A 25,343-nucleotide genomic window follows, 5' to 3' on the forward strand; every position below is an offset into this window, starting at 1 on the left:
GCCCGTCAGCTGACGCCCAGTGCGCGTGCGACCGCGACCGGGTCGACTGGGATCGCATCGACCACAGGTAGATCGAGCAGCGCGGTATCGGGGTCCTTCAGCCCGTTGCCCGTCACCGTGCACACGACGGTCGAACCGGCTTCGACCCAGCCCTCCTCGTGAGCAGCGAGCAGACCGGCGACGCTGGCCGCCGACGCGGGCTCGACGAAGACGCCTTCCCTGCCCGCGACCAGTCGGTACGCCTCGAGGATCTTCTCGTCCGTCGCGGCTCGGAACTGTCCGTTCGACTCGTCCTTGGCGGTGACGGCCTGATTCCAACTCGCGGGCGAACCGATGCGGATCGCCGTCGCGATGGTCTCCGGGTCGGAGACCGGCGCGCCGGTGACCAGAGGCGCCGCGCCTGCGGCCTGCACGCCGAGCATGCGCGGAAGTGCGTCGATGATGCCGTCGGCGTAGTACTCGCTGTAGCCCTTCCAGTACGCGGTGATGTTGCCTGCGTTACCGACGGGAAGCGCGTGGACGTCAGGGGCTTTACCGAGGACGTCGACGATCTCGAACGACGCGGTCTTCTGACCTTCGATGCGGGCTGGGTTCACCGAATTCACGAGTTCGATCTCGGTGAACTCCGCGGTCACCTTGCGAGCCAGTTCGAGACAGTCGTCGAAGTTGCCCTGCACCTGGATGACCTGCGCTCCGTGCATGACCGCCTGAGCGAGCTTGCCCATCGCGATCTTTCCTTCGGGGATCAGGACCGCACAGGTCATGCCTGCGCGTGTGGCATAGGCGGCGGCCGACGCCGACGTGTTGCCCGTCGACGCGCACAGCACGGCCTTCTTGCCGTTGTTCACGGCGGTCGTCACGGCCATCGTCATGCCGCGATCCTTGAACGACCCCGTCGGGTTGAGGCCTTCGACCTTCAGGTACACGTCGCAGCCGGTGAGCTCGGACAGCACGGGCGCGGCCACCAGCGGCGTCGCGCCTTCGTGAAGCGTGACGACCTTCCAGTCGTCCTCCACGGGCAGGCGGTCGCGGTAGGCCTCGATGAGGCCGGGCCAACCGTGGTGAACGGGTCGGTAGGCGGAGTCAGTCATTGGTTCCCTCCAGTCGGAGCACACTGGACACCTTGATGACGGAGTCCATCTTCTCGATAGCGGCGACGGTCTCCGACTGGTCGCGGTCGGAGGCACGATGGGTCACGACGATCAGGCGCGCGGACTCGCCCGCGCCCTCCTGCCGAACGGCGGCGATCGATACCGAGCGCTTGGCGAACTCGGCGGCGACCTGTTCGAGGACGCCCGCCTTGTCGGCGACGTTCATCGAGACGTAGTAGCGGGTCTGGACGTCGTCGATCGGCGCGATCGGCAGCGACGCATACGTCGACTCCAACGGTCCGCGGCCGCCGTTGACGCGGTTTCGGGCGGCCATGACGAGGTCGCCGAGGACAGCGGACGCGGTCGGCGCACCACCTGCACCCTGCCCGTAGAACATCAGGCGTCCGGCATCCTCGGCTTCCACGACGACGGCGTTGAACGCGCCGTTGACCGTGGCGAGCGGATGCTCGAACGGGATGAGAGCCGGGTAGACGCGTGCCGAGATCTTCTCGACGCCGTCGGCCTCGATACGCTCGCAGATCGACAGCAGTTTCACCGTGCAGTCGAACTTCTTGGCAGCGGCGAGGTCGTCTGCGGTGATCGCGCTGATCCCCTCGCAGTAGACGTCGTTCGCGGTGACTCGCGAGTGGAACGCAATCGACGCCAGGATCGCGGCCTTCGCTGCCGCGTCATGGCCTTCGACGTCTGCCGTCGGGTCGGCTTCGGCATAGCCCAGACGCACGGCTTCGGCGAGGACGTCCTCGTAAGCGGCGCCGGTCTCATCCATCTCCGAGAGGATGTAGTTGGTCGTACCGTTGACGATGCCCGCCACGCGGTTCACCGAATCGCCTGCCAACGACTGAGTGAGCGGCCGGATCACCGGGATCGCGCCCGCGACGGCGGCTTCGAAGTAGAGGTCGACGTTGCTGGCGGCAGCGGCCTCGGAGAGTTCACCCGAATGCACAGCCATCAACGCCTTGTTGGCGGTGATCACCGACTTTCCGGACTGCAATGCAGTACGGATCAGCGTGCGCGGCGGTTCGATGCCGCCGATCAGTTCCACGACCACATCAATGTCGTCGCGGGTCACGAGCGACTCGGCGTCGTCGGTGAGGACCGCCGAGTCGACGGCTCCGCGCGGACGTGCCAGATCGCGGACGGCGACCCCGCGCAACTCGACGGGCGCGCCGACCCGCGCCTGCAGGTCAGCGGCCTTGTCGTTGAGGTTGCGAACGACCTCGGTTCCGACGTTGCCCATCCCGAGGACGGCGACACCGATCGGGCGACGTGACGTAGCGGCCATCAGGGCTGGACCTCCAAGCTCAAGAAATCTTCCACGGTCTCGCGACGCAGCATGAGCCGCGACGCGCCGTCGTGCACGGCGGCGACCGCAGCACGCGGCGCCATGTTGTACCGGCTCGACATTGAATAGCAGTATGCACCGGTCGCGCCGACCACGAGCAGGTCGCCCGGCATCAGATCGACGGGGAGCCAGCAGTCACGGACGACGATGTCACCAGACTCGCAGTGTTTGCCTACCACACGACACACGACGGCTTGCGCGTTGGACACCCGGTTGGCGAGCCGGACGTCGTATTCGGCGTCATACAGGACGGTGCGGATGTTGTCGCTCATGCCACCGTCGACCGAGACGTAGCGGCGCGTGGCCGCACCGTCGAGCTGGACGTCCTTAATGGTGCCCACACGATAGACGGTGACCCCTGCGGGACCGGCGATGGCGCGGCCCGGCTCGACGGCGATCGACGGCATCGGGAGCCCCAGTCGTTCGGATTCGCGACGCACGATCTCCACGAGCGACGCGGCGAGGTCGGCGACCGGCGGCGGATCCTCCGACGGGATGTACGAGATGCCGAGGCCGCCACCGAGGTCGAGGACCTCGATCTGCTTGGTCTTCTCGACGCCGAACTCGGCGACGACGTCTGCGAGCAGCCCAAGGACGCGATGCGCGGCGAGTTCGAAGCCGTCGATCTCGAAGATCTGCGAGCCGATATGGCTGTGCAGACCGACCAGACGCAGATTGTCGGACGCGAACACCTCCCGGATCGCGTTCATAGCGATGCCGCCGGCCAACGCGAACCCGAACTTCTGGTCCTCGTGCGCGGTCGAGATGAACTCGTGGGTGTGCGCTTCGACACCCGGCGTCACACGGATCAAAACGTCGGCGACCATTCCACGGGCACCGGCCAGGCGGTCGAGCCGTTCGATCTCGAACATCGAGTCGACGACGATGTGTCCGATCCGCGATTCGAGCGCGTAATCGAGTTCGGCCTCGCTCTTGTTGTTGCCGTGCATCGCGATCCGCTCGGCCGGGAAGTCCGCGCGCAGCGCGATCGCGAGTTCACCCCCGGTGCACACGTCCAGCGACAGCCCTTCGGACTGCACCCACCGTGCGACTTCGAGCGAGAGGAATGCCTTCGACGCGTAGTGCACGCGACCGTGCGGTCCGAACGCCGCCTGCATGTCGGCGCAGCGTGACCGGAAGTCGTTCTCGTCGTACACGAACAACGGGGTGCCGTAGGTGTCGGCGAGTTCGTCGACGGCGATGCCGCCGATCGTGACCGCCCCGTCGTCGGTGCGCCCGGCGCCGCGCGGGTACACCTTGGCCGGAATCTCGGCTAGCTCGGCGGGTGAGTTGGGGCGTTCGGCCAGGTGCGGCGCGGCGAGGATGTCGGCGTGGCGGGGGCCTGCGGGATGTGCCATCACATACGCTCCGGGGCGCTCACGCCCACCAGGTCGAGGCCGTTGGCGAGTACTTGACGGGTCGCCGCGCACAGCGCCAGACGCGCCCGGTGGACGTCGGTCGCCTCCTCGTCGCCCTGCGGGAGGACGCGACACCGCGAGTAGAAGCGGTGGTAGGCGCCCGCGAGGGACTCCAGATATCTCGACACGCGGTGGGGCTCGCGGAGGGTGGCCGCGGTCGCGACCACGTCCGAGAAGTCGCCGATGGTCCGGATCAGGTCGCCTTCGGACTCGTCGTCGAGCAGTTCGAGGTGGTCGGTGGACGGTGCAAGTCCCAATTCGACGGCGCTGCGCGCGAGCGCCGACAGTCGGGCGTGCGCGTACTGGACGTAGTACACCGGGTTGTCGGACGACTGCTTGCGCAACAGGTCGAGGTCGATGTCGATGTTGACGTCGATCGACGACCGGATCAGCGCGTACCGCGCCGCATCGACGCCGACGGCCTCGACGAGGTCGTCGAGTGTGATGACTGTGCCGGCCCGCTTGCTCATGCGCACCGGCTTGCCGTCCTTGACGAGGTTCACCATCTGGCCGATGAGGACCTCGACCGAGTCGGGATCGTAGCCGAGTGCGGCGGCCGCGGCCTTGAGCCGGACGACGTATCCGTGGTGGTCGGCGCCCAACATGTAGATCAGGTGATTGGCGCCGCGATCGTGTTTGTCCTTGAGGTAGGCGATGTCACCCGCGATGTAGGCGGCGTTGCCGTCGCTCTTGAGGACCACCCGGTCCTTGTCGTCGCCGTAGTTGGTGGACCGCAGCCACCACGCACCGTCGGCCTCGTACAGGTTGTCGCTGTCCTTGAGCTGGGCGATCGCCTCGTCGACGAGGCCGCGGTCGAACATCGAGTTCTCGTGCGTGTAGACGTCGAACACGGTTCCGAAGTCGGCGAGCGTCCGCTTGATGTGTCCGAACATCGACTCGACGCCGTCGGCGCGGAACGTTTCGAGCCTGTCGTCTTCGGCGAGGTCGAGAACACCGGGATTGTCGGCGACGACGGTGGCCGCGATCTCCTTGATGTACTCGCCCGCGTATCCGTCTTCGGGCGCCTGCTGCTCGAGGGCCGCTGCCAGCAGGGACCGTGCGAACCGGTTGATCTGTTCGCCGTGATCGTTGAAGTAGTACTCGCGGGTGACCGTCGCACCACGCGCAGAGAGGACACGACCGAGCGCGTCTCCGACTGCGGCCCACCGGGTTCCACCGAGGTGAATGGGGCCAGTCGGGTTGGCCGACACGAATTCGAGGTTGACGTTCAGCGCGCTCAGTTCGTCGCCGCGCCCGTACGCGTCACGCTCGGCGAGGACCGTGGCGACGGTCTGGTTCTGTGCGGCCGCGGCCAGACGCAGGTTGACGAACCCTGGTCCTGCGATCTCGGCCGATTCGATGCCTGCGTCCGCGGCGAACTCGTCGGCGAGCCACGTCGCCAGTTCGCGCGGATTGACCCCGGCCTTCTTGCCGAGTTGGAGTGCGATGTTCGTGGCGTAGTCACCGTGTTCGGGACTGCGCGGACGCTCGACGACCACCGTGTCGGGAATCAGGTCGACGTCCAGGTCATGGGCTTGGAAGACCTTCTGGGTCGCAGCGCGAAGCAGAGCGGCGAGTTCGGTGGGAGTCACGGTGGTTTAGTCTATCCGGCCGCCACCGCTGCTGGTCGAGCGGAGTCGAGACCCCTTACGGTTGCTCTATGACCTCCGTCGTCGTTGTCGGCAGCATCAACCTCGATGTGGTCGTCTCATGTGAGCGCTTCCCTCGCCCCGGCGACACTGTGCCCGGATCGGCGGTCTCCTATGGTCAAGGCGGTAAGGGTGCCAATCAGGCCCGCGCGGCAGCGCGGGCGGGTGCCTCGGCGACGTTCATCGGGGCGGTCGGCGACGACGATGCGGCGGATCGGGTGATGTCCGCACTGTCGAACGACGTGCACGTCCGAGCGTCTCGGGCCCCGGGGCAGACGGGTGTCGCGCTCGTCACCGTCGATACCCACGGCGAGAACACGATCGTTGTCGTTCCGGGCGCGAACTCGCTCCTCACGCTGTCGGACGAGGACCGCCGTGTGATCTCCGCCTCCGACGTCCTGCTGGTGCAGTTGGAAGTCCCGGTCCCGGTGGTGCTCGACGCGGCCCGCGCCGCACAGCAGGCCGGTACGACGGTGATGTTGAATCCGTCGCCGGTGATCGATCTCCCGGCCGATCTGTGGCCGCTGATCGACGTCGCGGTGGTGAACCGGGCCGAGGCACACGCCCTCCGCTCGCCGCTGGACGGTGTCGGGACCGTCGTCACCACCGTGGGAGCCGACGGCGCGGAACTGCGCGGTCCCGACGGACTCGTCCGAGCCGACGGGATCGCCGTCGCCGTCGCCGACACCACCGGTGCGGGCGACGCGTTCGCCGGGATGCTCGCCGCCTCATGGCATCTCCCGCCCGCCGAGCGACTGGCTCGCGCCAACGCCGCGGGTGCGCTGGCGACGACGATCAGCGGTGCCGCGTCGGCGCCGACCGCCGCCGACGTCGACGCTTTCCTGCGAACGACGCACCGCTGAACTGACCTGCCGGGATCGTCCCTGACCTGCCGGGATTCGTCACCGTCCGGACGGGCTCAGCAGCCGAGAGCGGTCGCCAATTCGCCGATCCCGCGCACGTTGAACACGTCGGACCCACTCGGCTCGGCAGCCTTCGCCTCCGGCCCCCACTCGCGGGGCCGTTCCACGTAGGCGGTCTGCAACCCGAAGCCACGAGCAGCGGCGAGATCGGTGGCGTGGGTGGCGACCATCATCACTTCGTGCGGCTGCACCTGCAGGAGTTCGACCAGGCCGAGGTAAGTCTCGCGCGCCGGTTTGTAGTGTCTCCACAGATCGGAGCCGCCGATCACGTCCCACGGCAGGTCGGACGTCTTCGCCATCTCGTTGAGGAGCGCCACGTTCCCGTTGCTCAACGCGCAGATCGTGTACTTCTGCTTCAGTCGCCGCAACCCTTCCGAGGCGTCTGGCCACGCCGGGATCACGTGCCACGCGTGCACCGCCTCGTCGAGCTGCCGGTCGGTCGCGACGACGTCGTACTCCCGCGCCAGGAGGTCGGTCAGCGTCTCGCGTTGCAGGTCGTCGAGCAACGTCCACGGGCGACTGCCTGCCTCTACCTCGGCCATCGCAGGCGGGTACCGGCGTCGCCACGCGCGCGCCAGTGCGGACGGGTCCAGGTCGGGGAAGACGTTCGCCAGCACTCTCGTGACGCCGGTATGCCAGTCAGTGACCGTCCCGAACGTGTCGAAGGCGAGAACCTTGACCGGTCCCGCGCTCACAGCACTCCGAGCACGACGAGGATCACGCCGATCGCAGGCGGTACGAGTTGGGTGAGCGCTGCCTGGGTCTTCGACCGGTCCGACAGCATCAGGACGAGCCCAGCCGCAGCCATGCTGCCCGCACCGGCGAGAACGAGCGTCGCACCGACTCCGTCCTGCCCGACAGCCACGAGCACGATTCCGACAGCGATCGAGATCGCAAGGAACAGGTTGTAGAAGCCCTGGTTGAACGCGAGGGGTTTGGTCACCTCCGCCTCCGCCTCGGTGGTATCGAATACGGACCGCGCCTTCGGCGTGGTCCAGACGATCGACTCCAGATAGAAGATGAACACATGGATGGCGGCCGCCACTGCCGCGAAGACCAGGCCTGCGATGAGCATGCGAAGAGTGTAAGCGCACTCGGCTCACCCAAAGTGACGCCGCTCAGCGCGGACAACCTCCTGTACGGACATGCCCGGCCACACCGGTGTCACTTTCGCGAGTACTCCGATGCCTCCCGAATCTGTTCGGCGGTCGGCGTGACGCCGGTGTACAACTCGAACTGGGCTGCGGCCTGTCCGGCGATCACCGCGTCGCCGCTGATCACCTCGGCGCCACGCGCCCGCATCGCTTGCACGAGCGGAGTGGTCGGCGGCATCGCGACCACGTCCAGCGCGCCTACTGCGGCGTCGACGACCTCCCGAGCGAACGGCAGCTCGGACTCCGCCGCGCCGACCGCCATGCCGATCGGCGTCGCGTTCACGAGAATGGCAGGCCGGACGCCGCCGAGCTCGGCGACATGGGCGAACCCGTACTTGTCGGCGAGTGCGCGGCCGGTCTCGGCATTGCGCGCCACGACGGTGACGTCGGTGAACGCAGTGTCGCGCAGTGCCGCGACGACGGCCTTCGCCATTCCTCCGCTGCCCGCGACGGCGACGGCCGCGTCACGGTCGAACGACGACGCCGCGAGCAAGTCGGCGACCGCCTGGTAGTCGGTGTTGTACGCACGGAGGACGCCGTCGTCGTTGACGATCGTGTTGACCGATTCGATCGCCGCCGCCGACTGTTCCATGACGTCGACGAGGTCGATCACCGTCTCCTTGTACGGCATCGACACCGCCGCACCACGGATCGGCAGGCCGCGGAGGCCCTGCACCGCGGCCGCGATGTCGGCGGGCGCGAACGCCTTATAGACGTAGTTCAGCCCGAGAAGGTTGTAGAGGTAGTTGTGAAACCGGGTCCCGATGTTCGAGGGTCGCGCCGCCAGAGAGATGCAGAGGACGGTGTCGCGGTCGAGGGTTCGAGCGTGCGGTGCGGTCATGGTGTCGAGGGTAAAGGTGCTGGCGCGAATCACACGTTCAGTCGCCCCAACTTCTCCGGATTCCGGATCGTGTACACGGCGGTGACCTGCTCGCCGACGACTTCGACGCACGTGACGTTGTCGACGACGCCGTCGATGGACACGATGACGGCGGGCATCGAGTTGACGACAGTCGCCCGGAACCCGAGTTCGCCGAGCTGTGTCCCCTTGGCGAAGAGGCCGGCGATCATGCGTGCGACGTGATCGGCGCCCTCCACCGGTCGACGTGCCGCCGAGACGACGCCGCCGCCGTCGCCGAGGTAGACCACGCCCGGGGCGAGGACATCCATCAGCCCCTGGATGTCGCCGGTCACCGCGCTCATCAAGAAGCGTTCGGCAACGGACTGTGCTTGCGGCGGATCAGCGACCGCCGCGGATCGTCTAGCCCGCACGTGGTTTCGAGCCCGATGCGCCACCTGGCGGACCGCACTCTCGGACTTGTCGACGGCCGTCGCGATCTCGCGGTAGTCGAAGTCGAACACCTCGCGAAGCACGAAGACGGCCCGCTCCGTCGGCGTGAGCGATTCCAACACGAGGAGCATCGCAGTGGTGACGGCTTCGCCCGTGAGTACATGGTCGAGTCCGTCATTGACGGGCTCTTCCAACGGCTCGGGCAACCAGGGGCCCACATAGTCTTCACGGCGTCGCCCCGCCGAGCGTGCCGCGTTCAACGCCTGGCGGGTGACGATCCGAGCGAGGTAGGCGCGCGGATTCTCGATCGCCTCGTGGTCGACGTCTCGCCACCGGATCCAGCTCTCGGACACCGCGTCCTCAGCGTCGGCGATCGATCCGAGGATCTCATAGGCGATCGAGAACAACAGCGCCCGGTGGGTCACGAAGTCGTCAGGCGCGTCGTGCTGCCCGGTCATTTCGGCCCGGGGAACGACGCCACTCGTCCGGTGCGCGCAGACCAGAGTGCGCCTCGGCAGACTCGTTCCTTGAAGTACGCGGCGGGTCGGCCGCCGAACCAGATTCGGGTCGGGACGTCGTTACGGTGTGCGCTTTGGATGACGCCGTTCGAGCGGCCCAGCGACACATTCTGTCCGACGAACGACATCGAGAACGGCTTGCCTGTCCTGCCCGTCAGATCCCGTACGAGGTTGTCGGCGGCGGCCGCGCCCTGCGGGAGGGCCGCCTGGCAGCTCAACCGCGCGCCGGGGACGGCTGCGCTGTCGCCGACCGCGTACACGTTCGGGTTGCTGGTGCTGCGCAAGCAGGCGTCGACGGCGACCCGGCCTGCCGCGTCGGTCGCGAGCCCGCTGCGCGCGGCGAGACCATCGGCCTGGCCCGCGACAGCCCACAGGGTCAGGGCGGCTGGCTCTTCGGGCGTCCACTCGCCGGTGACGACGTCGACTCCGAGATCGCGCAGCACGTCGAGGACGCGCCTGCGGGCGCGGCTGCTGAGCGATGCGCCGAACTCGTCGCTGACGATACGAACAGTCAGGTCGGGCCGTTCGGTGGCGACCTCGGACGCGGCCTCCAGTCCGGTGAGTCCTCCGCCGACGACGGTCACCGTCGACCCAGCGTCGAGTTCGACCAATTTCGCGTGGGCCGCGCGCGCCGCGTCGAGACCACCGACCGCGTACGTGCCCTCGGGCGCGTGATTAGAGCTACCGACCGCGTAGACGAGCTTGTCGTACTCGAGCGATTGGGCGTCCGCCATGGTGAGGACACCATCGCCGACCTTCTCAATCGCTGCGATGCGCAGTTCGATCCGGTCGTCGAGGACCTCCCGCAGCGACCGCGTCGCGGTGCCGCTGCCCGCGATCAACTCGTGCAGGCGGACACGTTCGACGAACTCCGAGCTCGGGTTCACGACGGTGATCTGCGCATCGGTTAGCTTGCGCGCCAAACGGTTCGCCGCAACGGTTCCCGCGTATCCGGCTCCTGCAACCACGATCTTCACTGTGTCCTCCTGACCTTTGTCCATCCTTGCATTCATAGGACACCGGCCGGGGGCGGCTTGTGACAGACGGATTCGAGCGCCCACCGTGGCGATTCGTCGCCGGGCTTCGCGGAGCGACGTCCACGCGCGGGGGGATCGCCGCACCAGTTCGGGGCATTCGACCGCGGCGGCGTCGCCGCCGAGTTCGACGTTCCAGCCCAGTTCGAGGTCACGTCGATGACTTATCCGAACACAGATGCGACGCGTGGCCTCGGCCGCTGATGGATCACGTCGACTGAAGTCCACGTCCGCCAGCGTCATGGGGACGACCACCGGACAGTCGGCCTCCCGGCAGACCTGGAACGCGCGCAAACCGACACCGCTCAGTGGCGGCATCTCCGTGGCGAGGTCGCAGGCGCTCAGCGGTGTTGGTTTGCGAGAAGCCGACGGACGGTGAGCGACGATATGGCGACACCTGTTTACGCATAGGGTCTACCCACTTCGTTCGCTCAACCAGCGGAAAGGAAGTTCGCTCGACTAGCACGATCGAGCGGAACGCAATGGGCACATCGTCCCGAGTACCGGAGTAAAACCGCTCTGACCTGTGATTTCGTTGTGCCCCCCGTAGGATTCGAACCTACGACCTTCTGCTCCGGAGGCAGACGCTCTATCCCCTGAGCTAGGGGGGCGGATCAAGCGAAAGCAACATTAGCGCACCGTGGTTCGTGTACCCAACACCGGGGCGCGGCGCACGTGTCAGACGGCTACCAGCGTGGCGTCGTCGACGCCGCGATATCGATCGGGGGTGCAGGTCAGGACGATGATCTGTGAGCTAGGCCCGGCCGTACCGATCACCGTCGACATCGACGCGAGGCGCTTCGGATCGGTGTAGCCGAGCGCATCGTCGAGGATCACTGGGACGCCGTCGGCCTCGTCGACGAGCGACGCGCACGCCAGCCTCGCGAGGAGCCCGAGCTGTTCGCGAGCACCGCCGGACAGCGCCGCGACATCGACGGTGACGCCGTCGAGGGTCCGCGACGCGATCTGGAAATCGTCGCCGACTGAGAAACGCACGCCGTCGCCGAACACCGGTGCGGCGAGCTCTTCGAGGCGACGCGCGAACGGGTCGATGTAGCGGGACCGCGACTCAGACCGCTTGCGCTGCAACGTCTCATGAAGCACGCGCGCGCCCTCGGCGCGCTCGCTGACACGCTGGACGGTGGTCTGGGCCGCCTCGTTCTCGGCGACAGCGTCCGACAGCTCATCGAGACGGCCGTCGTTGCGGCACACCTCGATTCGCGTGGACAGTTCCGCCTGCAGCTTCCGCTGCTGTGCCAGACGTGCACGCGTGCGGTCGAGCGCGGCCTCCGCCTCGTCGTACTTCGCTCGGACCCCGGCCGCGTCGACGCGGGCCGCCTCGCCCGCTGTCTTCGCCTCGGCCTCCATCGCCTGAGTCAATTCCGCTTCGGCTGCGATGACGGCTGCCGCCAATGCGTCGTCGGACGCATCGGCTTCGGCAGCCGCGATCTGCTGCCGAAGCGAGGCAGCCGCGACCCGGGCATTCTCACCGGACGTCTCCCACGCTTGCGCGCGACTGCGCTCCTCCCGCTCACGATGGACCTCGGCGTCCCACTCGCGCTGAGCCTGCGCCGCAGCCGCTGCGAGCTCCCGCTCCTTGGCGCGCAGCGCCGCGACATCCTCGGCGCCCTCCACGGGCGCGGGATCGCTGTCGGGGATTCGCGCCGCGACCTCGGCGCGGATCGTCGTGAGACCGTCGGCGTCGCGCCCGGACAGTTCACGCTGCAGCCGCCGCTCGGCTTCGGCTGCCGCCCGCACCAGCTCGGTCCGGCGGGCCGCGGCAGCCGCCACGTCCGCGAGCCCGTCCACGCCGCACCGCGCGACGAGCTCGTCTCCGAGCGCGGTGAGCCGGGCCAGATCGTCGGCGAGCACTTGGGCGTTCGCGCCCGGAACCACTCGGACACGCACCGACGACGACTCGATCGTCGTCGACGCGGTGATCCGCAACGTCTGTTCACGGTCGACGGCGGCGCCGTCGACGTCGACGTCGCCGGCGAGCGGGGTCACGACGACTGTCGCCGCCCCCGACTCGAGCCGCGCGGTGGCGGCAGCGATGTCGCGATCGATCTCGGTTGCGCGCGCGGCGTCGTCTGCGGTCGCGTGCAACTCTGCGGCGGCACGACGCGCCTCGTCGACCTCGCTGCGCATCCGCGCCACGTCGGCGATCGTGGCGTCCAGCTGCGCCAGACGACGCCGGTCCACCGCGACGCGCTCCGCCGTCTCGGCGTATTCGATCCACGCGCGCACATCGTCGAGATCGCGCTGGGCAGCGACGATTCGTTCGGCCACCGACGCGGCCTTCTCGCCGGCAGCGGCAGCCGCACCGCGCGCGGCCTGCACCGCCGTGCTCGTCGACGCGATCTCCGACTCGAACTGGCCGAGCCGCGAGCGCACGTCTGCCCGCTCGCGCACTGCCGACCGTGCAGCCTGCACACTCAGCTCGTGGCGAGCGACGACGGCCTTCGCCGCGGTGAGCCGGTCGCTCACCGCATCGGCTTCGGCGACCTGTGCGGCGAGCGTCGACACCTCCACCCGCTGGCGCGACTCCTCGCTCATCGCGTCGTCGATCGCTCGCACCACGCCTGGAAGACCGTCGGCGGCCTCCTGCACCGATGCGAGGAGGCGCTCACGTTCGGTGACCGCGGCCGCCGCGGTCGCCGCCGCCTTCTGCGCCTGCAACAACTCACCACTGGGGCGCCCCTGCGCCTGGGTGAAGTACCGCAGATACTCCTTGGTCACCGCGGCCACGAGGTCCTGCGACTGTGCGCTGTCGGCGCCCGCGTCATCGACCTCGCCCGCCGCACGATCCAGCGCACGCGACAACGCGGAACTGTCCGTGAGGTCACCCAGCTCCGGGTCGGACGACTGCAGCAGCCGAAGCGCCCGGTACAGCGTGCTGTCGAGGGACGCGCCGAGAATCTGCTCGACCCGTTCGTGTGCGGGACGGCCGGTGAGTTGCTCGGGCGCGGGTTCGACGATCGTCAACGCTGTCTCCGGCGATCTGTTGAATCGCTTGAAGTACTCGAAACGATAAGGGCCGCAACTAATCTCGGCGAGCACCTCACTGCCGACGTCGCGACCGGACGGCTGGACCGCGCGCACCTGCGACTTCGAGCTGTTCGCTCGCGTCGTCAACAGGAGGTCGAGTGCTTCGACCATCGACGACTTACCTGCCTCGTTCTCGCCTTCGATGACCGTGACGCCACTGTCGGCGAACACGATCTCACGCTCAGCGATCCCGCGGAAGTCCGCAACGCGCAGCCGGTGGAGCCTCACCGGGTGCTCCCGGCGAGACGGTAGAGCAGTGACAGCGCCGACCGAGCCGCCGCCGCATCGTCGTCTCCGGTACTCGCACGCTCCTGGAGTTCTTCCGCGGCCTGCGCCGCGTACCCTTGCAGGTCGAGCCTGTCGAGATCAGCAGCGTCCGAGACAACCGTCAGATCATGTCTCCGGTCCCAGGTCTTGACCGCGGCGAAGCGGTCGGACGCCTCCTCGAGCAGACGGTCGAGGGCGACGTTCTCCGACACGGTCAACGTCCCGACCAACGCGAGCTGCACCACGGTACGCGGCTTGTCGGTCAGCGCGTCCAAGCGCACGCGCAGCCGTTCCACGTCGGAAGCACCGTCCATGTCCTGGGTGAGCGTGTGGAACGACCACTGCCCCACCTTGTGCCTGCGGACGTCCACCGACGACGCCGCGCCACGCCGCAGCGTCACCTCCAGCACATGCCCGGGCTCGGTCTCGACGTTGTCGAACGCCGTCACCTCGGGCGCACCTGAATACCAGACACGCCCCGACTCGCCGACCGACGTCACCGAGTGCCGGTCGCCGAGCGCGACGTAGTCGACGAGTTGATCGGCCGTCGCCGCGTCGAGACCTGCACTACGCACGATCGACGGATCGGGATTCGGACTCAATGAATCCATCCCACCGTGGCCGACGACGATTCGGATGTCGTCGGAGTGCGGCAGATCGCCGAGTTGGTCGGCGATCAGATCCGACGTCGGATGCTTCGAATGCCACGGAGCAGCGACGATGCTGACACCGTCGCGCACGCGGACGACGCCGGGCTGGTCGAGGACGCGGACGTTGTCCGGGCACGCGTCGACGAACGCCGCCGACCGGTAGACGCTGGTCGCGTCGAGCGGGTCGTGATTGCCCGGCAACAGGTACACCGGCACCGGATAGTCGCCCAGCGCGTCGAGGGTCCGTCGGATGATTCGGGTGGACACTCGCGGGTCGTCGAACACGTCGCCGCACACCACGACGAACTCGGCGCCGGTCTCCGCCGCAACCTCACCGATCCGCACGACAGCGGCGTCGCGCGCCGCCGCATACGTGTGCTGCGCCTCGCCGGTCAGGAACCGCCGCGTCATGCCCAGCTGCCAGTCAGCCGTGTGTAGGAAAGTGACCTCGGGGTCGGTCGACAGCGCAGGCGGCGCCTCGGGCGCAAGAGGCTGAGGTTCGGCAGGCCGGGATTCGGCAGGCCGGGGTGCAACAGGCTGGGGTGCAATGGGCGCGGCGGGAGCGTCCGGCACGTCGAACAGCGACAGTGGCTCCATCTCGAACAACGGCTCGGTCATCGTGACCCCCTTCCCACACCTGGAATCGAACTCGCACCGATACTACGATCCGGGTCCGACAAACTCGGTCCCGGCACGCGGAGGTGAGAGACCTCGACGAGAAGCTCCGGCGGATTCCGCTCGAGAAACGAACAGAAGGCTCGACCAGCGGGCAGCGGCGCTATTCGGCGCGCTGGTGAGACGGACGCTTGAGGAAGAGGGCGCAGAGGAAACCGATGAAGAGGAGGGCGGCGCCGAGGTAGATCGCTTGGCCCATCGAGTCGGCGAAACCGTCACGCGCGATGTTGGGGATCTGCGAACTGTCGCTGTGGTCGAAGTCTGCGCCGGGCAGGTTCGCCGCGAGTCGCGACGTCATGAGCGCGCCGATCGCGGACGCACCGATCACCGAACCGACCACGCGCGTGGTGTTGTAGACGCCCGCGCCGGCTCCGGCCTGATGCCACGGCAGGTCTCGGGTCGCGGTCGCGGCCAACGGCGCCCAGATGCCTGCGCTGGAGACACCCATCAAAATCGTCGGCAACAGCAGGAGCCACACCGGCGTCTCGGGAGTCATGATGACGCCGAGCCAGAACATGGCGACCGCGTAACCGAGCAGACCCGACGCGACGATCACGGTGGGGTGGACACGGTCGAGGACACGACCGACGACCGGTGCGAGGGCACCTGTCATCACGGCCATCGGCACCATCACCAATGCCGACCGAGTCGGCGACATCCCGCCGACCAGCTGAAGGTAGAACATGATCGGGATCATCGAACCCGACACGGCGAAGCCGACCGTCGCGATACCGATGTTGCTCAACGTGAAGTTCCGGTTGCGGAACAGGCTGAGCGGGACCAGCGGTTCGCCGCGCATCGTGGACTGCCAGACGACGAACAGCGCGAGGAACACGAGACCGCCCGCGACCAGCGCCCAGATCCACCCGGCCCAGTCGTAGCTCTCCCCCTCCTGGATGCCGAACACCACAGCCGTCAGACCGACCGCGGACAGTGCGACACCGATCCAGTCGAATTTGTGGTCGTGGGTCTCCACGTTCGGGACCAGCGCCTGCGCGAGAACCAAGCCGACGACGCCGACCGGCAGGTTGACGAAGAAGATCCACTCCCACCCGAGCCCGTCGGTCAGGATGCCTCCGAGGAGCGGACCGACGGCGGTCGCGACACCGGCGACGGTGCCCCAGACGCCCATCGCGGCGCCACGCCGTTCCGGCGGGAAGATGCGCGTGATCAACGCCATCGTCTGAGGGGTGATGAGCGCGGCTCCGACGCCCTGCAGACCGCGAGCGGCGATCAATTCGCCGATCGAGCCCGACAGGCCACACCACAGGCTCGCGACGGTGAACACCACCAGGCCGGCCTGGTACACCTTCTTCGGACCGATCTTGTCGCCGAGGCGGCCGGTGATCAGTAGCGGCACCGCATACGTCAAGAGGTAGGCGCTCGTCACCCAGACGATGCCCGTGACGCTCGCGTCGAGCGACGCTTTGATCTGCGGCTGCGCGACGGCGACGATCGTCATGTCGACGAGGATCATGAAGAACCCGACACACAACGCGAACAACGCCTGCCAGGGTTTGTCGGAGACCGGCTTGAACGTCGATCCACTCACAACTGACATATCCAGTGACCCCTGCCTGGCGACTTTGAACGGCTGTCTGGCGACTTTGAACGACGTGAACCTTAACACCGTTCACCGACCGGAACGCTGTGTCGCGCACCACCAAACGCGCTGGTCGACGCGCGCTTTCGCGGCCGGGAATAATGGAGGACGCAAACCGTTGCACCGAGGTGGTTCCCACGAGCCGCCGGTGCTGTACGCACCGATCGGGAGAGAACCGATCGGGAGAGGACGGAGACACGCGTGTTCGGATCGAAGAAGTCCACACAGCTCGATACTCAGACCAGCCTCCCGGCGGACGTCGCATCGCAGACGTCCGGCCGCTCCTCCGGGCTGGTCATCACGACGCTCGTCGACAAGGCGCAGCGTCTGCAACAGCCCGCGGTGGCCCGCTACGTCGCGAACATTCGACGGCGGCATCCGGACGAGTCGCCCGAGCAGATCATCCGACGGCTCGAACGGCACTACCTGACCACGGTCACCGCATCCGGCGGCGCGGTCGGCGCCGCGGCCGCCGTTCCGGGCGTCGGTACCGTCACCGCACTCGGCGCGATGTCCGCCGAGACCGTCTTCTTCATCGAGGCGTCGGCGCTCCTGGCACTCGCGATCGCCGACGTCCACGGCATCGCGCCGACCCAGCACGATCGTCGTCGCGCACTCGTCCTCGCCGTCGCACTGGGTGACGAGGGCGTCGGAATCATCGGCAAGACACTGGGCAAGAGCAACAAGAACGCGATCGCACAGCTCGGCGTGCCCGGCATCCCGGGCGCGAACCTGGCGACCATCAACAAGGCTCTCACCAACCGGTTCGTCAAGAAGTTCACGATCGGCAAGGCTCCCGTCATGTTCGGCAAGGTACTGCCGGGCGGCATCGGCGCGGTGATCGGCGGCGTCGGCAACCGAGCACTCGGCACGGCGGTCATCCGCAACGCGCGCAACGCGTTCGGACAACCGCCCAGGCGGTGGCTCACCGTCATCGACGGCGCCGTCGACGGGACTGTCATCGCCCCGATCGAAGGGGTCAACTGAACCGGCGCGGCTGGATAGCCAGCCTCGTCGCACAGTGCTTCGCCCGCCGGTCGGTGGCGATCGCAACGATCGTCACAACGCTGGGCGCAGTCGCCGTCGACTTGATCGCACCACTTCTGGTGCGCGCAGCCGTCGACCTTGCGACCGGCGAACCGACCGCGCCGGACGTCACGCTGACCGTCATCGTGAGCGCTCTGGTCGTGGCGGCTTTCCTTCGTTACGCGTGCCAGTTCGGGCGGCGCATGAGCGCGGGCGCGCTCGCCGTCTCGGTACAGGATCGCCTCCGCCGCAACCTCCTCGACACTCTTCTGCACCTCGACGGCCGCTCACGCGACGAGATCCGCACCGGTCAGATCGTGTCCCGCTCGATCTCCGATCTCCAGATCGTGCAGGGCTTGCTGGCGATGTCCCCGCTGGCGCTCGGTGGTGCCGTACAAGCCGTCCTGGCCTTCGGGGTAATGGCGTGGTTGTCACCGCTGCTGACTGCGGTCGCGGTCGCCGTCGTCCCCCTCCTCGCGCTGCTCGTCTACGCGAGCAGACGTCGGCTCTTCGCCGCCACCTGGTCCGCGCAACAGGCCGCAGCCGACGTCGCAGGCCACGTCGAAGAGACCGTCACCGGAGTCCGCGTCGTGAAAGGCTTCGGGCAGGAGGACCGCGTCACCGACCGGCTGGCCGCGCTGAGCGCCCGCCTCTTCCGCGAGAAGCTGCGCACGGCCAAACTCAGCGCGTTCTTCACTCCGACGATGACGTCGATCCCGCAACTCGGGATGGTCCTGGTGATCGGACTCGGCGGCTGGCTCACCCTGCGAGGGACCATCACCGCAGGTACCTTCCTCGCGTTCTCCACCTACCTCGCGACAATGACCGGTCTGGCGCGCGTGCTCACCAACCTCGTCGTGAACGCGCAGCTCGCCAAGGCGTCGGTCACCCGTGTCTACGACGTGATTTCACATCCGCGCGATACGGCGTTCGAGTCGGCCGTGACCGCACCCGACGGGCCGCTCGGCATCGACTTCGACGACGTCGGATTCGCCTACGACGACACGCCCGTCCTCGACGGCCTCGACCTCTCGATCGCGCCAGGTGAATGCGTCGCCGTCATCGGCGGCCCCGGATCGGGCAAGTCGACGCTCGCCCACCTGCTCGCGGGCGTGTACCGGCCGTCCACCGGGTCGGTGTCGCTGACCGGCGCATCGGGCCGGGCCGAGATCGGCGACCTACACCCCGATGCCCTCGCCGACGCTCTCGCCGTAGTGGACGACGAACCGTTCCTCTATTCGGACACCATCGCCGCCAACATCGCCCTCGGGCCCGAACCGGAGTCGCCCGCCGACCGGCAGGCTGTCGAATCCGCGGCGCGCGCCGCTGCAGCCGACTTCGCCACCGCCCTCGACAACGGCTTCGACTCGACAGTCGGCGAACGCGGCCTCACCCTGTCCGGCGGCCAGCGTCAACGCGTCGCGCTGGCCCGCGCCCTCCACGCCGACACCCGCGTCCTGGTCCTCGACGACGCGACGTCCGCCGTCGACGCGCTCACCGAGTCACGGATTCTGCGCCGTCTGCGCGACGACGGCGCCACCATGCTCGTGCTCGCGCACCGATCGTCGACGCTCACGATCGCGGACCGGGTCGCGGTCCTGCAGGACGGGCGCATCACCGACATCGGCACCGCCGACGAACTGGCGGCGCGCAGCACCGAGTTCAACCGGTTGATGTCCCCCGCGGGCCCCGAGGCCGCCCCGCACCTCGAATTGGACCGGCAGCTCGCCCTGTCGGTCGACCAGCTGTGGCCCGGTGGAGCCGTCCCGGCGTCCGGCGGCCGCCGCGTCGGCGAACCGCCGGTCTCCGCCGCGGTCGGACGGCGTTCCGCGGGCGGCCCGATGTCGGGGGCGCTCGGGGCGATGCCCGCCACCCCCGAGATCGAAGCGGCCGTCGCGGCCCTTCCGCCTGCCGACGAGTCCCCGCACGTCGACGAGGCCGCCGCGCGAGCCGAACGCCCGACGTTCGGACTCGCACAGATCCTTCGGCCGGTCCGCGTACTGCTGATCGCGTTGATCGGCACGATCGCCGTCGACACCCTCGTCGGCCTCGCCTTCCCGTCCATCGCACGACACGTGCTCGACGCCGACAGCACCGACGTCATCATCACGGCGACCGGTGTCGGCATCGCTCTCGTCGCGCTCGCGTGGGTCGCCGGACGGATCAACACAATCGTCGCCGCCCGCGCGGGCGAACGCGTCCTCTACTCGCTACGCATCCGCAGTTACGCGCACCTGCAGCGGCTGGGTCTCGACTACTACGAGCGCGAACTGTCCGGCCGCATCATGACGCGTATGACGACGGACGTCGATGCCCTGTCGGGATTTCTGCAGACCGGCCTGTCGTCCGCGGTCGTCGCTCTCCTCACCCTGGTCGGGGTCCTCGCCGCCCTGGTGATCACCGACTGGGAGGTGGCGCTCGCAATCCTCCCGATCTTCCCGGTGCTGGCGGTGGCCACCGTCTGGTTCCGGCGCGTCTCGTCAGCCGCGTACACACGCACCAGAGAACTCGTCTCCGCGGTGAACGCCGACTTCCAGGAGAACATCGCAGGATTGTCGACCACGCGCGGTTACCACCACATCCCGGTGGCGGTCGCCGCATTCGGCGAGCGATCGCAGGCCTGGTACGGCGCCCGGATGGCCTCGCAGCGGGCCGTCGCCTCGTACTTCCCGTTCATCCAGTTCTGTGCCGACCTCGCGACCGCGGTCGCCGTCGGCGTGGGCGCCCACCAGATCGCATCCGGACAACTGCAGCCGGGCACACTCGTCGCGTTCGTCCTCTACCTGGCGATGCTGTTCGGCCCGGTGCAGCAATTGACGACGGTGTTCGACAGCTACCAGCAGGCCGCGGTCGGGTTGCGTCGAATCCGCGATCTGCTCACCACGAAAACATCGATCGTCGCCGCCGACAATGCACAGGCGGACGCCGACACGCGCACCGGGTTCGACGGCGCGGTGGCGCTCGAGCACGTCGGTTTCCGCTACCGCGGCGCCGCCGACGATGCACTCGCCGACATCGACCTCCAGGTGCCGCCGGGCAGCTCGCTCGCACTCGTCGGTGCGACCGGTGCAGGCAAGTCGACGATTGTGAAACTCCTCGCCCGCTTCTACGACCCGACGTCCGGGCACGTCCGCATGGACGGCCGCGACTTGCGCGAGATCCCACTCGCCCGGTATCGCTCGCGTCTGGGTGTGGTCCCGCAGGAGCCCCACCTGTTCGCAGGCGACGTCGCCGACAACATCGCGTTCGGTCAGCCGGATGCGAGCCGCGAGCAGATCGCCGACGCTGCGCGGCGAGTCGGCGCCGCGACGATGATCGCGGCCCTGCCCGGCGGCATGGCGCACACCGTGTCCGAACGCGGGCGCAGCCTGTCTTCCGGTCAACGCCAGCTCATCGCGTTGGCGCGCGCCGAACTCGTCGAACCCGATCTGATCCTCCTCGACGAGGCGACGGCCACGCTCGATCAGGCCACTGAAGCCCAGGTCCTCGCGGCAGGCGACGCCCTTGCGAGACGGCGGACCAGCGTCATCGTCGCCCACCGGCTCGGCACCGCTTCGCGTGCCGACGCGATCGCCGTCGTCGACGCCGGCCGGATCGTCGAATACGGGGATCACGACAGCCTGTACGAGGCGAACGGACCGTATCGCCGCCTCTGGGATGCGGGCCTGTCAGCAGACGCCGACCCGGCCGAACCTATGATCTCAAGCACATGAGAGTGACCTGCCCCTCCATCCTCACCTGAACGCGGCGACGAACGACACAGCCGCGTAGTCTGGTTAATTGGCTGGCGTTTGCGACCACAAGCCGCACTCGATCAGCCAGGTGACACGACAAAGCACTGGGTGAATTGAGGCGAGACAACGCTGTGAGCAGTTCGATTTCTGAGTCCGACTACGGACAGAACGAATGGCTGGTCGAGGAAATGTACCAGCGGTTCAAGACCGATCCCTCCTCTGTGGATCCGAGCTGGCATGAAGTACTGAAAAACTACAGTCCGACCAACGGCAGCGCGCCGGCATCACCCCCGGCCGCGTCCGCAGCCACCCCCGCGGCACCGGCGACCGCAGCGCCCGGCACCCCGATCGTCGCCCCCAAGCAAGCCGTCACGCTCGACACCGAACCCTCGCGCACTCCGTCGCCGACCTCGGCTCGGACGACGACCGAGGCCGCAGCCACCAAGGCCGCGTCGGGCACCAGCCGGTCGACTGCCGCCGCGAAATCTCAGAGCGAGCCGGCCGAAGACGAAGCGAAGGTCTTGCGCGGTCCGTCCGCCGCGATCGTCCGCAACATGACGTCGTCGTTGGAGATCCCGACCGCGACGAGCGTGCGCGCGATCCCCGCGAAGGCGATGATTGACAACCGAATCGTCGTCAACAACCATCTGGCCCGCACCCGCGGCGGCAAGATCAGCTTCACCCACATTCTCGGCTACGCGATCGTCCAGGCGGTCAAGGCGTTCCCGAACATGAACCGACACTTCGGAGTCATCGACGGCAAGCCGAACGTGATCACGCCCGCGCACACGAACCTCGGTCTAGCGATCGACCTGCCGGGCAAGAACGGTGCCCGCACGCTCGTCGTCGCCGCGATCAAGAACTGCGACACCCTCGACTTCGCCGGCTTCGTCGCCGCATACGAGGACATCGTCCGCCGTGCACGCGACGGCAAGCTCGGCGCCGCCGACTTCGCAGGCGTCACGATCTCGCTGACCAACCCTGGCACCATCGGCACCGTGCACTCGGTGCCGCGTCTGATGCCGAGCCAGGGCGCGATCATCGGTGCGGGCGCGATGGAGTACCCGGCCGAGTTCCAGGGCGCAAGCGACGAGCAGCTCGCCGAGATGGGCATCGGCAAGCTGATGACCCTGACCTCGACGTACGATCACCGGATCATCCAGGGCGCGGAGTCGGGCGACTTCCTGCGCACCATCCACAACCTGCTGCTCGACGACGCGTTCTACGACGAGATCTTCACGTCGATGCACGTCCCGTACGAGCCCATCCGCTGGCGTCGCGACCTGCCCGCGGGCATCGTCGACAAGAACACGCGCGTCCTCGAGCTGATCGCCGCCTACCGCAGTCGCGGTCACCTCATGGCCGACACCGATCCGCTCGCGATGGACTCCGACGCTCGCGCGTCCCACCCCGACCTGGACGTCCTCAACTACAACCTGACCCTGTGGGATCTCGACCGCACGTTCACCGTCGGCGGCTTCCACGGCCAGGACAAGATGAAGTTGCGCGACGTCCTGTCGGTGCTGCGTGACGCCTACTGCCGTCACATCGGTGTCGAGTACACGCACATCCTCGATCCCGAGCAGCAGCGCTGGATGCAGGAACGCGTCGAGATCAAGCACGTCAAGCCGCCGGTCGCCGAGCAGAAGTACATTCTGAGCAAGCTCAACGCCGCTGAGGCCTTCGAGACGTTCCTGGCCACCAAGTACGTCGGTCAGAAGCGCTTCTCGCTGGAAGGCGCCGAGACTGTCATCCCGATGATGGACTCGGTCATCGACCGGTCCGCCGACCACAACGTGCAGGAAGTCGTCATCGGCATGCCGCACCGCGGCCGCCTCAACGTCCTCGCCAACATCGTCGGCAAGCCGTACTCGAAGATCTTCACCGAGTTCGAGGGCAACCTCGGCCAGGCCCAGACCCACGGTTCCGGCGACGTCAAGTACCACTTGGGCGCCGAGGGCACCTACTACCAGATGTTCGGCGACAACGAGATCAACGTCTCGCTGACCGCGAACCCGAGCCACCTCGAAGCCGTCGACCCGGTTCTGGAAGGCATCGTCCGCGCCAAGCAGGATCTGCTCGACGAGTCGCAGCAGTTCAAGATCCTGCCGCTCATGCTGCACGGCGACGCCGCGTTCGCCGGCCAGGGCGTGGTGGCCGAGACGCTCAACATGTCGATGCTGAACGGCTACCGCACCGGCGGCACCATCCACATCGTCGTCAACAACCAGGTCGGTTTCACCACCGCCCCCGAGTACTCGCGATCGACGCAGTACTGCACCGACGTCGCCAAGATGATCGGCGCACCCGTGCTGCACGTCAACGGTGACGACCCGGAAGCCTGCGTGTGGGCCGCCAAGCTCGCCGTCGACTACCGCGAGGCGTTCAACCGCGACGTCGTCATCGACCTCGTCTGCTACCGCCGCCGCGGCCACAACGAGGGCGACGACCCGTCGATGACCCAACCGGCCATGTACGACGTGATCGACAACATTCGCAGCGTCCGCAAGAGCTACACCGAAGCTCTGATCGGCCGTGGTGACATCTCCACCAAGGAGGCCGAGGACGCGCTGCGCGACTACCAGGGCCAGCTGGAGCGCGTGTTCGTCGAGGTCAAGGAGCTTAATCGGTTCACGCCGGAGGCTTCGCCCTCCGTCGAGGGCGAGCAGACGCTCCGCACCAAGCTCGTCACCGCCGTTCCTCAGGACCGCCTGCAGGAGATCGGGGACGCGTTCGTCAACCTGCCGGACGGCTTCACCGCCCACCAGCGCGTCAAGCCGGTCATCAAGCGTCGCCGCGAGATGACGACCAAGGGCGACGTCGACTGGTCGTTCGCCGAACTGATGGCGTTCGGTTCGCTCGTCCAGGAGGGGACCACCGTCCGCCTGTCGGGCCAGGACTCACGCCGCGGCACGTTCACGCAGCGCCACTCGGTGCTCATCGACCGGGACAACGGCTCGGAGTACACGCCGCTGAACCACCTGGGCGACGACGCGACCGGCCGTTTCCTCGTGTACGACTCACCGCTGTCGGAGTTCGCGGTCCTCGGCTTCGAGTACGGCTACGCCGTCGCGAACCCGGACGCGCTCGTCCTGTGGGAGGCGCAGTTCGGCGACTTCGTCAACGGTGCGCAGTCGATCATCGACGAGTTCATCAGTTCGGGCGAGGCCAAGTGGGGTCAGCGCAGCGACGTCGTCCTGCTGCTGCCGCACGGCCACGAGGGCCAGGGGCCCGACCACACGTCGGGCCGTATCGAGCGTTTCCTGCAGCTGTGCGCCGAGGGTTCGATGACCGTCGCACTTCCGTCGACGCCCGCGAGCTACTTCCACCTGCTGCGTCGCCACGTCCACGACGGCATCAGCCGTCCGTTGGTGGTGTTCACGCCGAAGTCGATGCTGCGCAACAAGGCAGTGGTCTCCCCGATCGAGGACTTCACCGAGGGCAAGTTCCAGTCGGTCATCGACGACCCGCACTTCGCGAAGGACGGCGCCGACCGCGCAGCTGTCAAGCGGGTCCTGCTGGTGAGCGGCAAGTTGTACTACGAGTTGGCCGCGCAGCGGGAGAAGGGTGGCCGAGACGACGTCGCGATCGTCCGCGTCGAGCAGCTGTACCCGGTCCCGCACCACCGCCTGGCGCGCACACTGGAGCAGTACCCGAATGCGACCGACTTCGCGTGGGTCCAAGAAGAGCCCGCCAACCAGGGTCCGTGGCCGTTCCTCGGCCTGTGGCTGCCTGAACTGGTCCCCGCTCTGCGAAATCTTCGTCGCATCTCGCGTCGCCCGATGTCCGCGCCGTCGTCGGGCATGAGCAAGGTGCACGCCGTCGAGCAGGCGGAGATCGTCGACGCCGCGTTCGAGTAGGCCGATACCCGAGAAGAGCCCGGGCTCTCCGCGATGCGG

At 67.8% G+C, this 25,343-nt stretch carries 16 protein-coding genes and 1 tRNA gene; 4 read left to right on the forward strand and 13 right to left on the reverse strand.

The genetic code is table 11. The features are described 5' to 3' along the window. Window positions 1–5: 5 nt before the first annotated feature. From thrC to argS, 4 genes are read right to left on the reverse strand one after another with little or no spacing between them, the layout of a single operon-like run. The gene (gene thrC / locus L5G33_RS17375; RefSeq protein ID WP_236999428.1) at window positions 6–1,091 is read right to left on the reverse strand and encodes a threonine synthase; all 1,086 of its coding nucleotides are present in this window, start codon (window positions 1,089–1,091) and stop codon (window positions 6–8) included. Beyond that, complete coding sequence (locus L5G33_RS17380) at window positions 1,084–2,394, reverse strand: homoserine dehydrogenase (protein WP_236999429.1); 1,311 nt, start codon at window positions 2,392–2,394, stop codon at window positions 1,084–1,086. The genes thrC and L5G33_RS17380 overlap by 8 nt, the downstream gene beginning before the upstream one ends. After that, a complete protein-coding gene (gene lysA, locus L5G33_RS17385) occupies window positions 2,394–3,815 on the reverse strand; it encodes a diaminopimelate decarboxylase (protein ID WP_236999430.1) in 1,422 nt (473 codons plus the stop codon). Before lysA ends, L5G33_RS17380 begins: the two co-directional genes overlap by 1 nt. Further along, on the reverse strand, window positions 3,812–5,464 hold the full coding sequence (gene argS, locus L5G33_RS17390) for an arginine--tRNA ligase (RefSeq protein WP_236999431.1): 1,653 nt from the start codon (window positions 5,462–5,464) through the stop codon (window positions 3,812–3,814). Before argS ends, lysA begins: the two co-directional genes overlap by 4 nt. 68 nt (window positions 5,465–5,532) lie before the next feature. Here argS and L5G33_RS17395 point away from each other — a divergent pair, with 68 nt between their 5' ends. Further along, window positions 5,533–6,384, forward strand: a complete 852-nt coding sequence (locus L5G33_RS17395; protein WP_236999432.1) for a PfkB family carbohydrate kinase — start codon at window positions 5,533–5,535, stop codon at window positions 6,382–6,384. 56 nt (window positions 6,385–6,440) lie between these two features. Here L5G33_RS17395 and L5G33_RS17400 read toward each other — a convergent pair whose 3' ends face one another. The 9 genes from L5G33_RS17400 to L5G33_RS17440 all read right to left on the reverse strand — a co-directional run bounded on the left by L5G33_RS17400 (window position 6,441) and on the right by L5G33_RS17440 (window position 16,642). Continuing rightward, window positions 6,441–7,139, reverse strand: a complete 699-nt coding sequence (locus L5G33_RS17400; RefSeq protein ID WP_236999433.1) for a haloacid dehalogenase type II — start codon at window positions 7,137–7,139, stop codon at window positions 6,441–6,443. Then, the gene (locus tag L5G33_RS17405) at window positions 7,136–7,519 is read right to left on the reverse strand and encodes a DUF1304 domain-containing protein (RefSeq protein WP_236999434.1); all 384 of its coding nucleotides are present in this window, start codon (window positions 7,517–7,519) and stop codon (window positions 7,136–7,138) included. Before L5G33_RS17405 ends, L5G33_RS17400 begins: the two co-directional genes overlap by 4 nt. Before the next feature lie 89 nt (window positions 7,520–7,608). Beyond that, the gene (locus L5G33_RS17410; protein ID WP_236999435.1) at window positions 7,609–8,439 is read right to left on the reverse strand and encodes a shikimate 5-dehydrogenase; all 831 of its coding nucleotides are present in this window, start codon (window positions 8,437–8,439) and stop codon (window positions 7,609–7,611) included. Between the two features lie 29 nt (window positions 8,440–8,468). Further along, the gene (locus L5G33_RS17415; RefSeq protein WP_236999436.1) at window positions 8,469–9,347 is read right to left on the reverse strand and encodes an RNA polymerase sigma-70 factor; all 879 of its coding nucleotides are present in this window, start codon (window positions 9,345–9,347) and stop codon (window positions 8,469–8,471) included. Beyond that, window positions 9,344–10,384: an NAD(P)/FAD-dependent oxidoreductase gene (locus L5G33_RS17420; protein WP_236999437.1), complete on the reverse strand. Its 1,041-nt coding sequence runs from the start codon at window positions 10,382–10,384 to the stop codon at window positions 9,344–9,346. The genes L5G33_RS17415 and L5G33_RS17420 overlap by 4 nt, the downstream gene beginning before the upstream one ends. 595 nt (window positions 10,385–10,979) lie before the next feature. Further along, window positions 10,980–11,052 (reverse strand) — tRNA-Arg (locus tag L5G33_RS17425). A gap of 67 nt (window positions 11,053–11,119) precedes the next feature. Continuing rightward, window positions 11,120–13,717 (reverse strand): AAA family ATPase, encoded by a 2,598-nt coding sequence (locus L5G33_RS17430; RefSeq protein ID WP_236999438.1) that lies wholly within the window; start codon window positions 13,715–13,717, stop codon window positions 11,120–11,122. Next, window positions 13,714–15,024 (reverse strand): metallophosphoesterase family protein, encoded by a 1,311-nt coding sequence (locus tag L5G33_RS17435; RefSeq protein ID WP_236999439.1) that lies wholly within the window; start codon window positions 15,022–15,024, stop codon window positions 13,714–13,716. Before L5G33_RS17435 ends, L5G33_RS17430 begins: the two co-directional genes overlap by 4 nt. Before the next feature lie 160 nt (window positions 15,025–15,184). Next, a complete protein-coding gene (locus L5G33_RS17440) occupies window positions 15,185–16,642 on the reverse strand; it encodes a DHA2 family efflux MFS transporter permease subunit (protein ID WP_236999440.1) in 1,458 nt (485 codons plus the stop codon). Between the two features lie 243 nt (window positions 16,643–16,885). Between L5G33_RS17440 and L5G33_RS17445 the strand changes: the two genes are divergently transcribed. From L5G33_RS17445 to L5G33_RS17455, 3 genes are all read left to right on the forward strand, one after another. After that, on the forward strand, window positions 16,886–17,671 hold the full coding sequence (locus tag L5G33_RS17445) for a hypothetical protein (RefSeq protein ID WP_236999441.1): 786 nt from the start codon (window positions 16,886–16,888) through the stop codon (window positions 17,669–17,671). Window positions 17,672–17,724: 53 nt separating this feature from the next. Beyond that, complete coding sequence (locus tag L5G33_RS17450; protein WP_308191594.1) at window positions 17,725–21,423, forward strand: ABC transporter ATP-binding protein; 3,699 nt, start codon at window positions 17,725–17,727, stop codon at window positions 21,421–21,423. A 152-nt stretch (window positions 21,424–21,575) separates the two neighbouring features. After that, window positions 21,576–25,304: a multifunctional oxoglutarate decarboxylase/oxoglutarate dehydrogenase thiamine pyrophosphate-binding subunit/dihydrolipoyllysine-residue succinyltransferase subunit gene (locus L5G33_RS17455; RefSeq protein WP_236999442.1), complete on the forward strand. Its 3,729-nt coding sequence runs from the start codon at window positions 21,576–21,578 to the stop codon at window positions 25,302–25,304. The last annotated feature ends 39 nt before the right edge of the window (window positions 25,305–25,343 follow it).

Origin of the sequence: Gordonia liuliyuniae (assembly GCF_021738805.1) — a bacterium.
GTDB classification, from domain to species: domain Bacteria; phylum Actinomycetota; class Actinomycetes; order Mycobacteriales; family Mycobacteriaceae; genus Gordonia; species Gordonia liuliyuniae.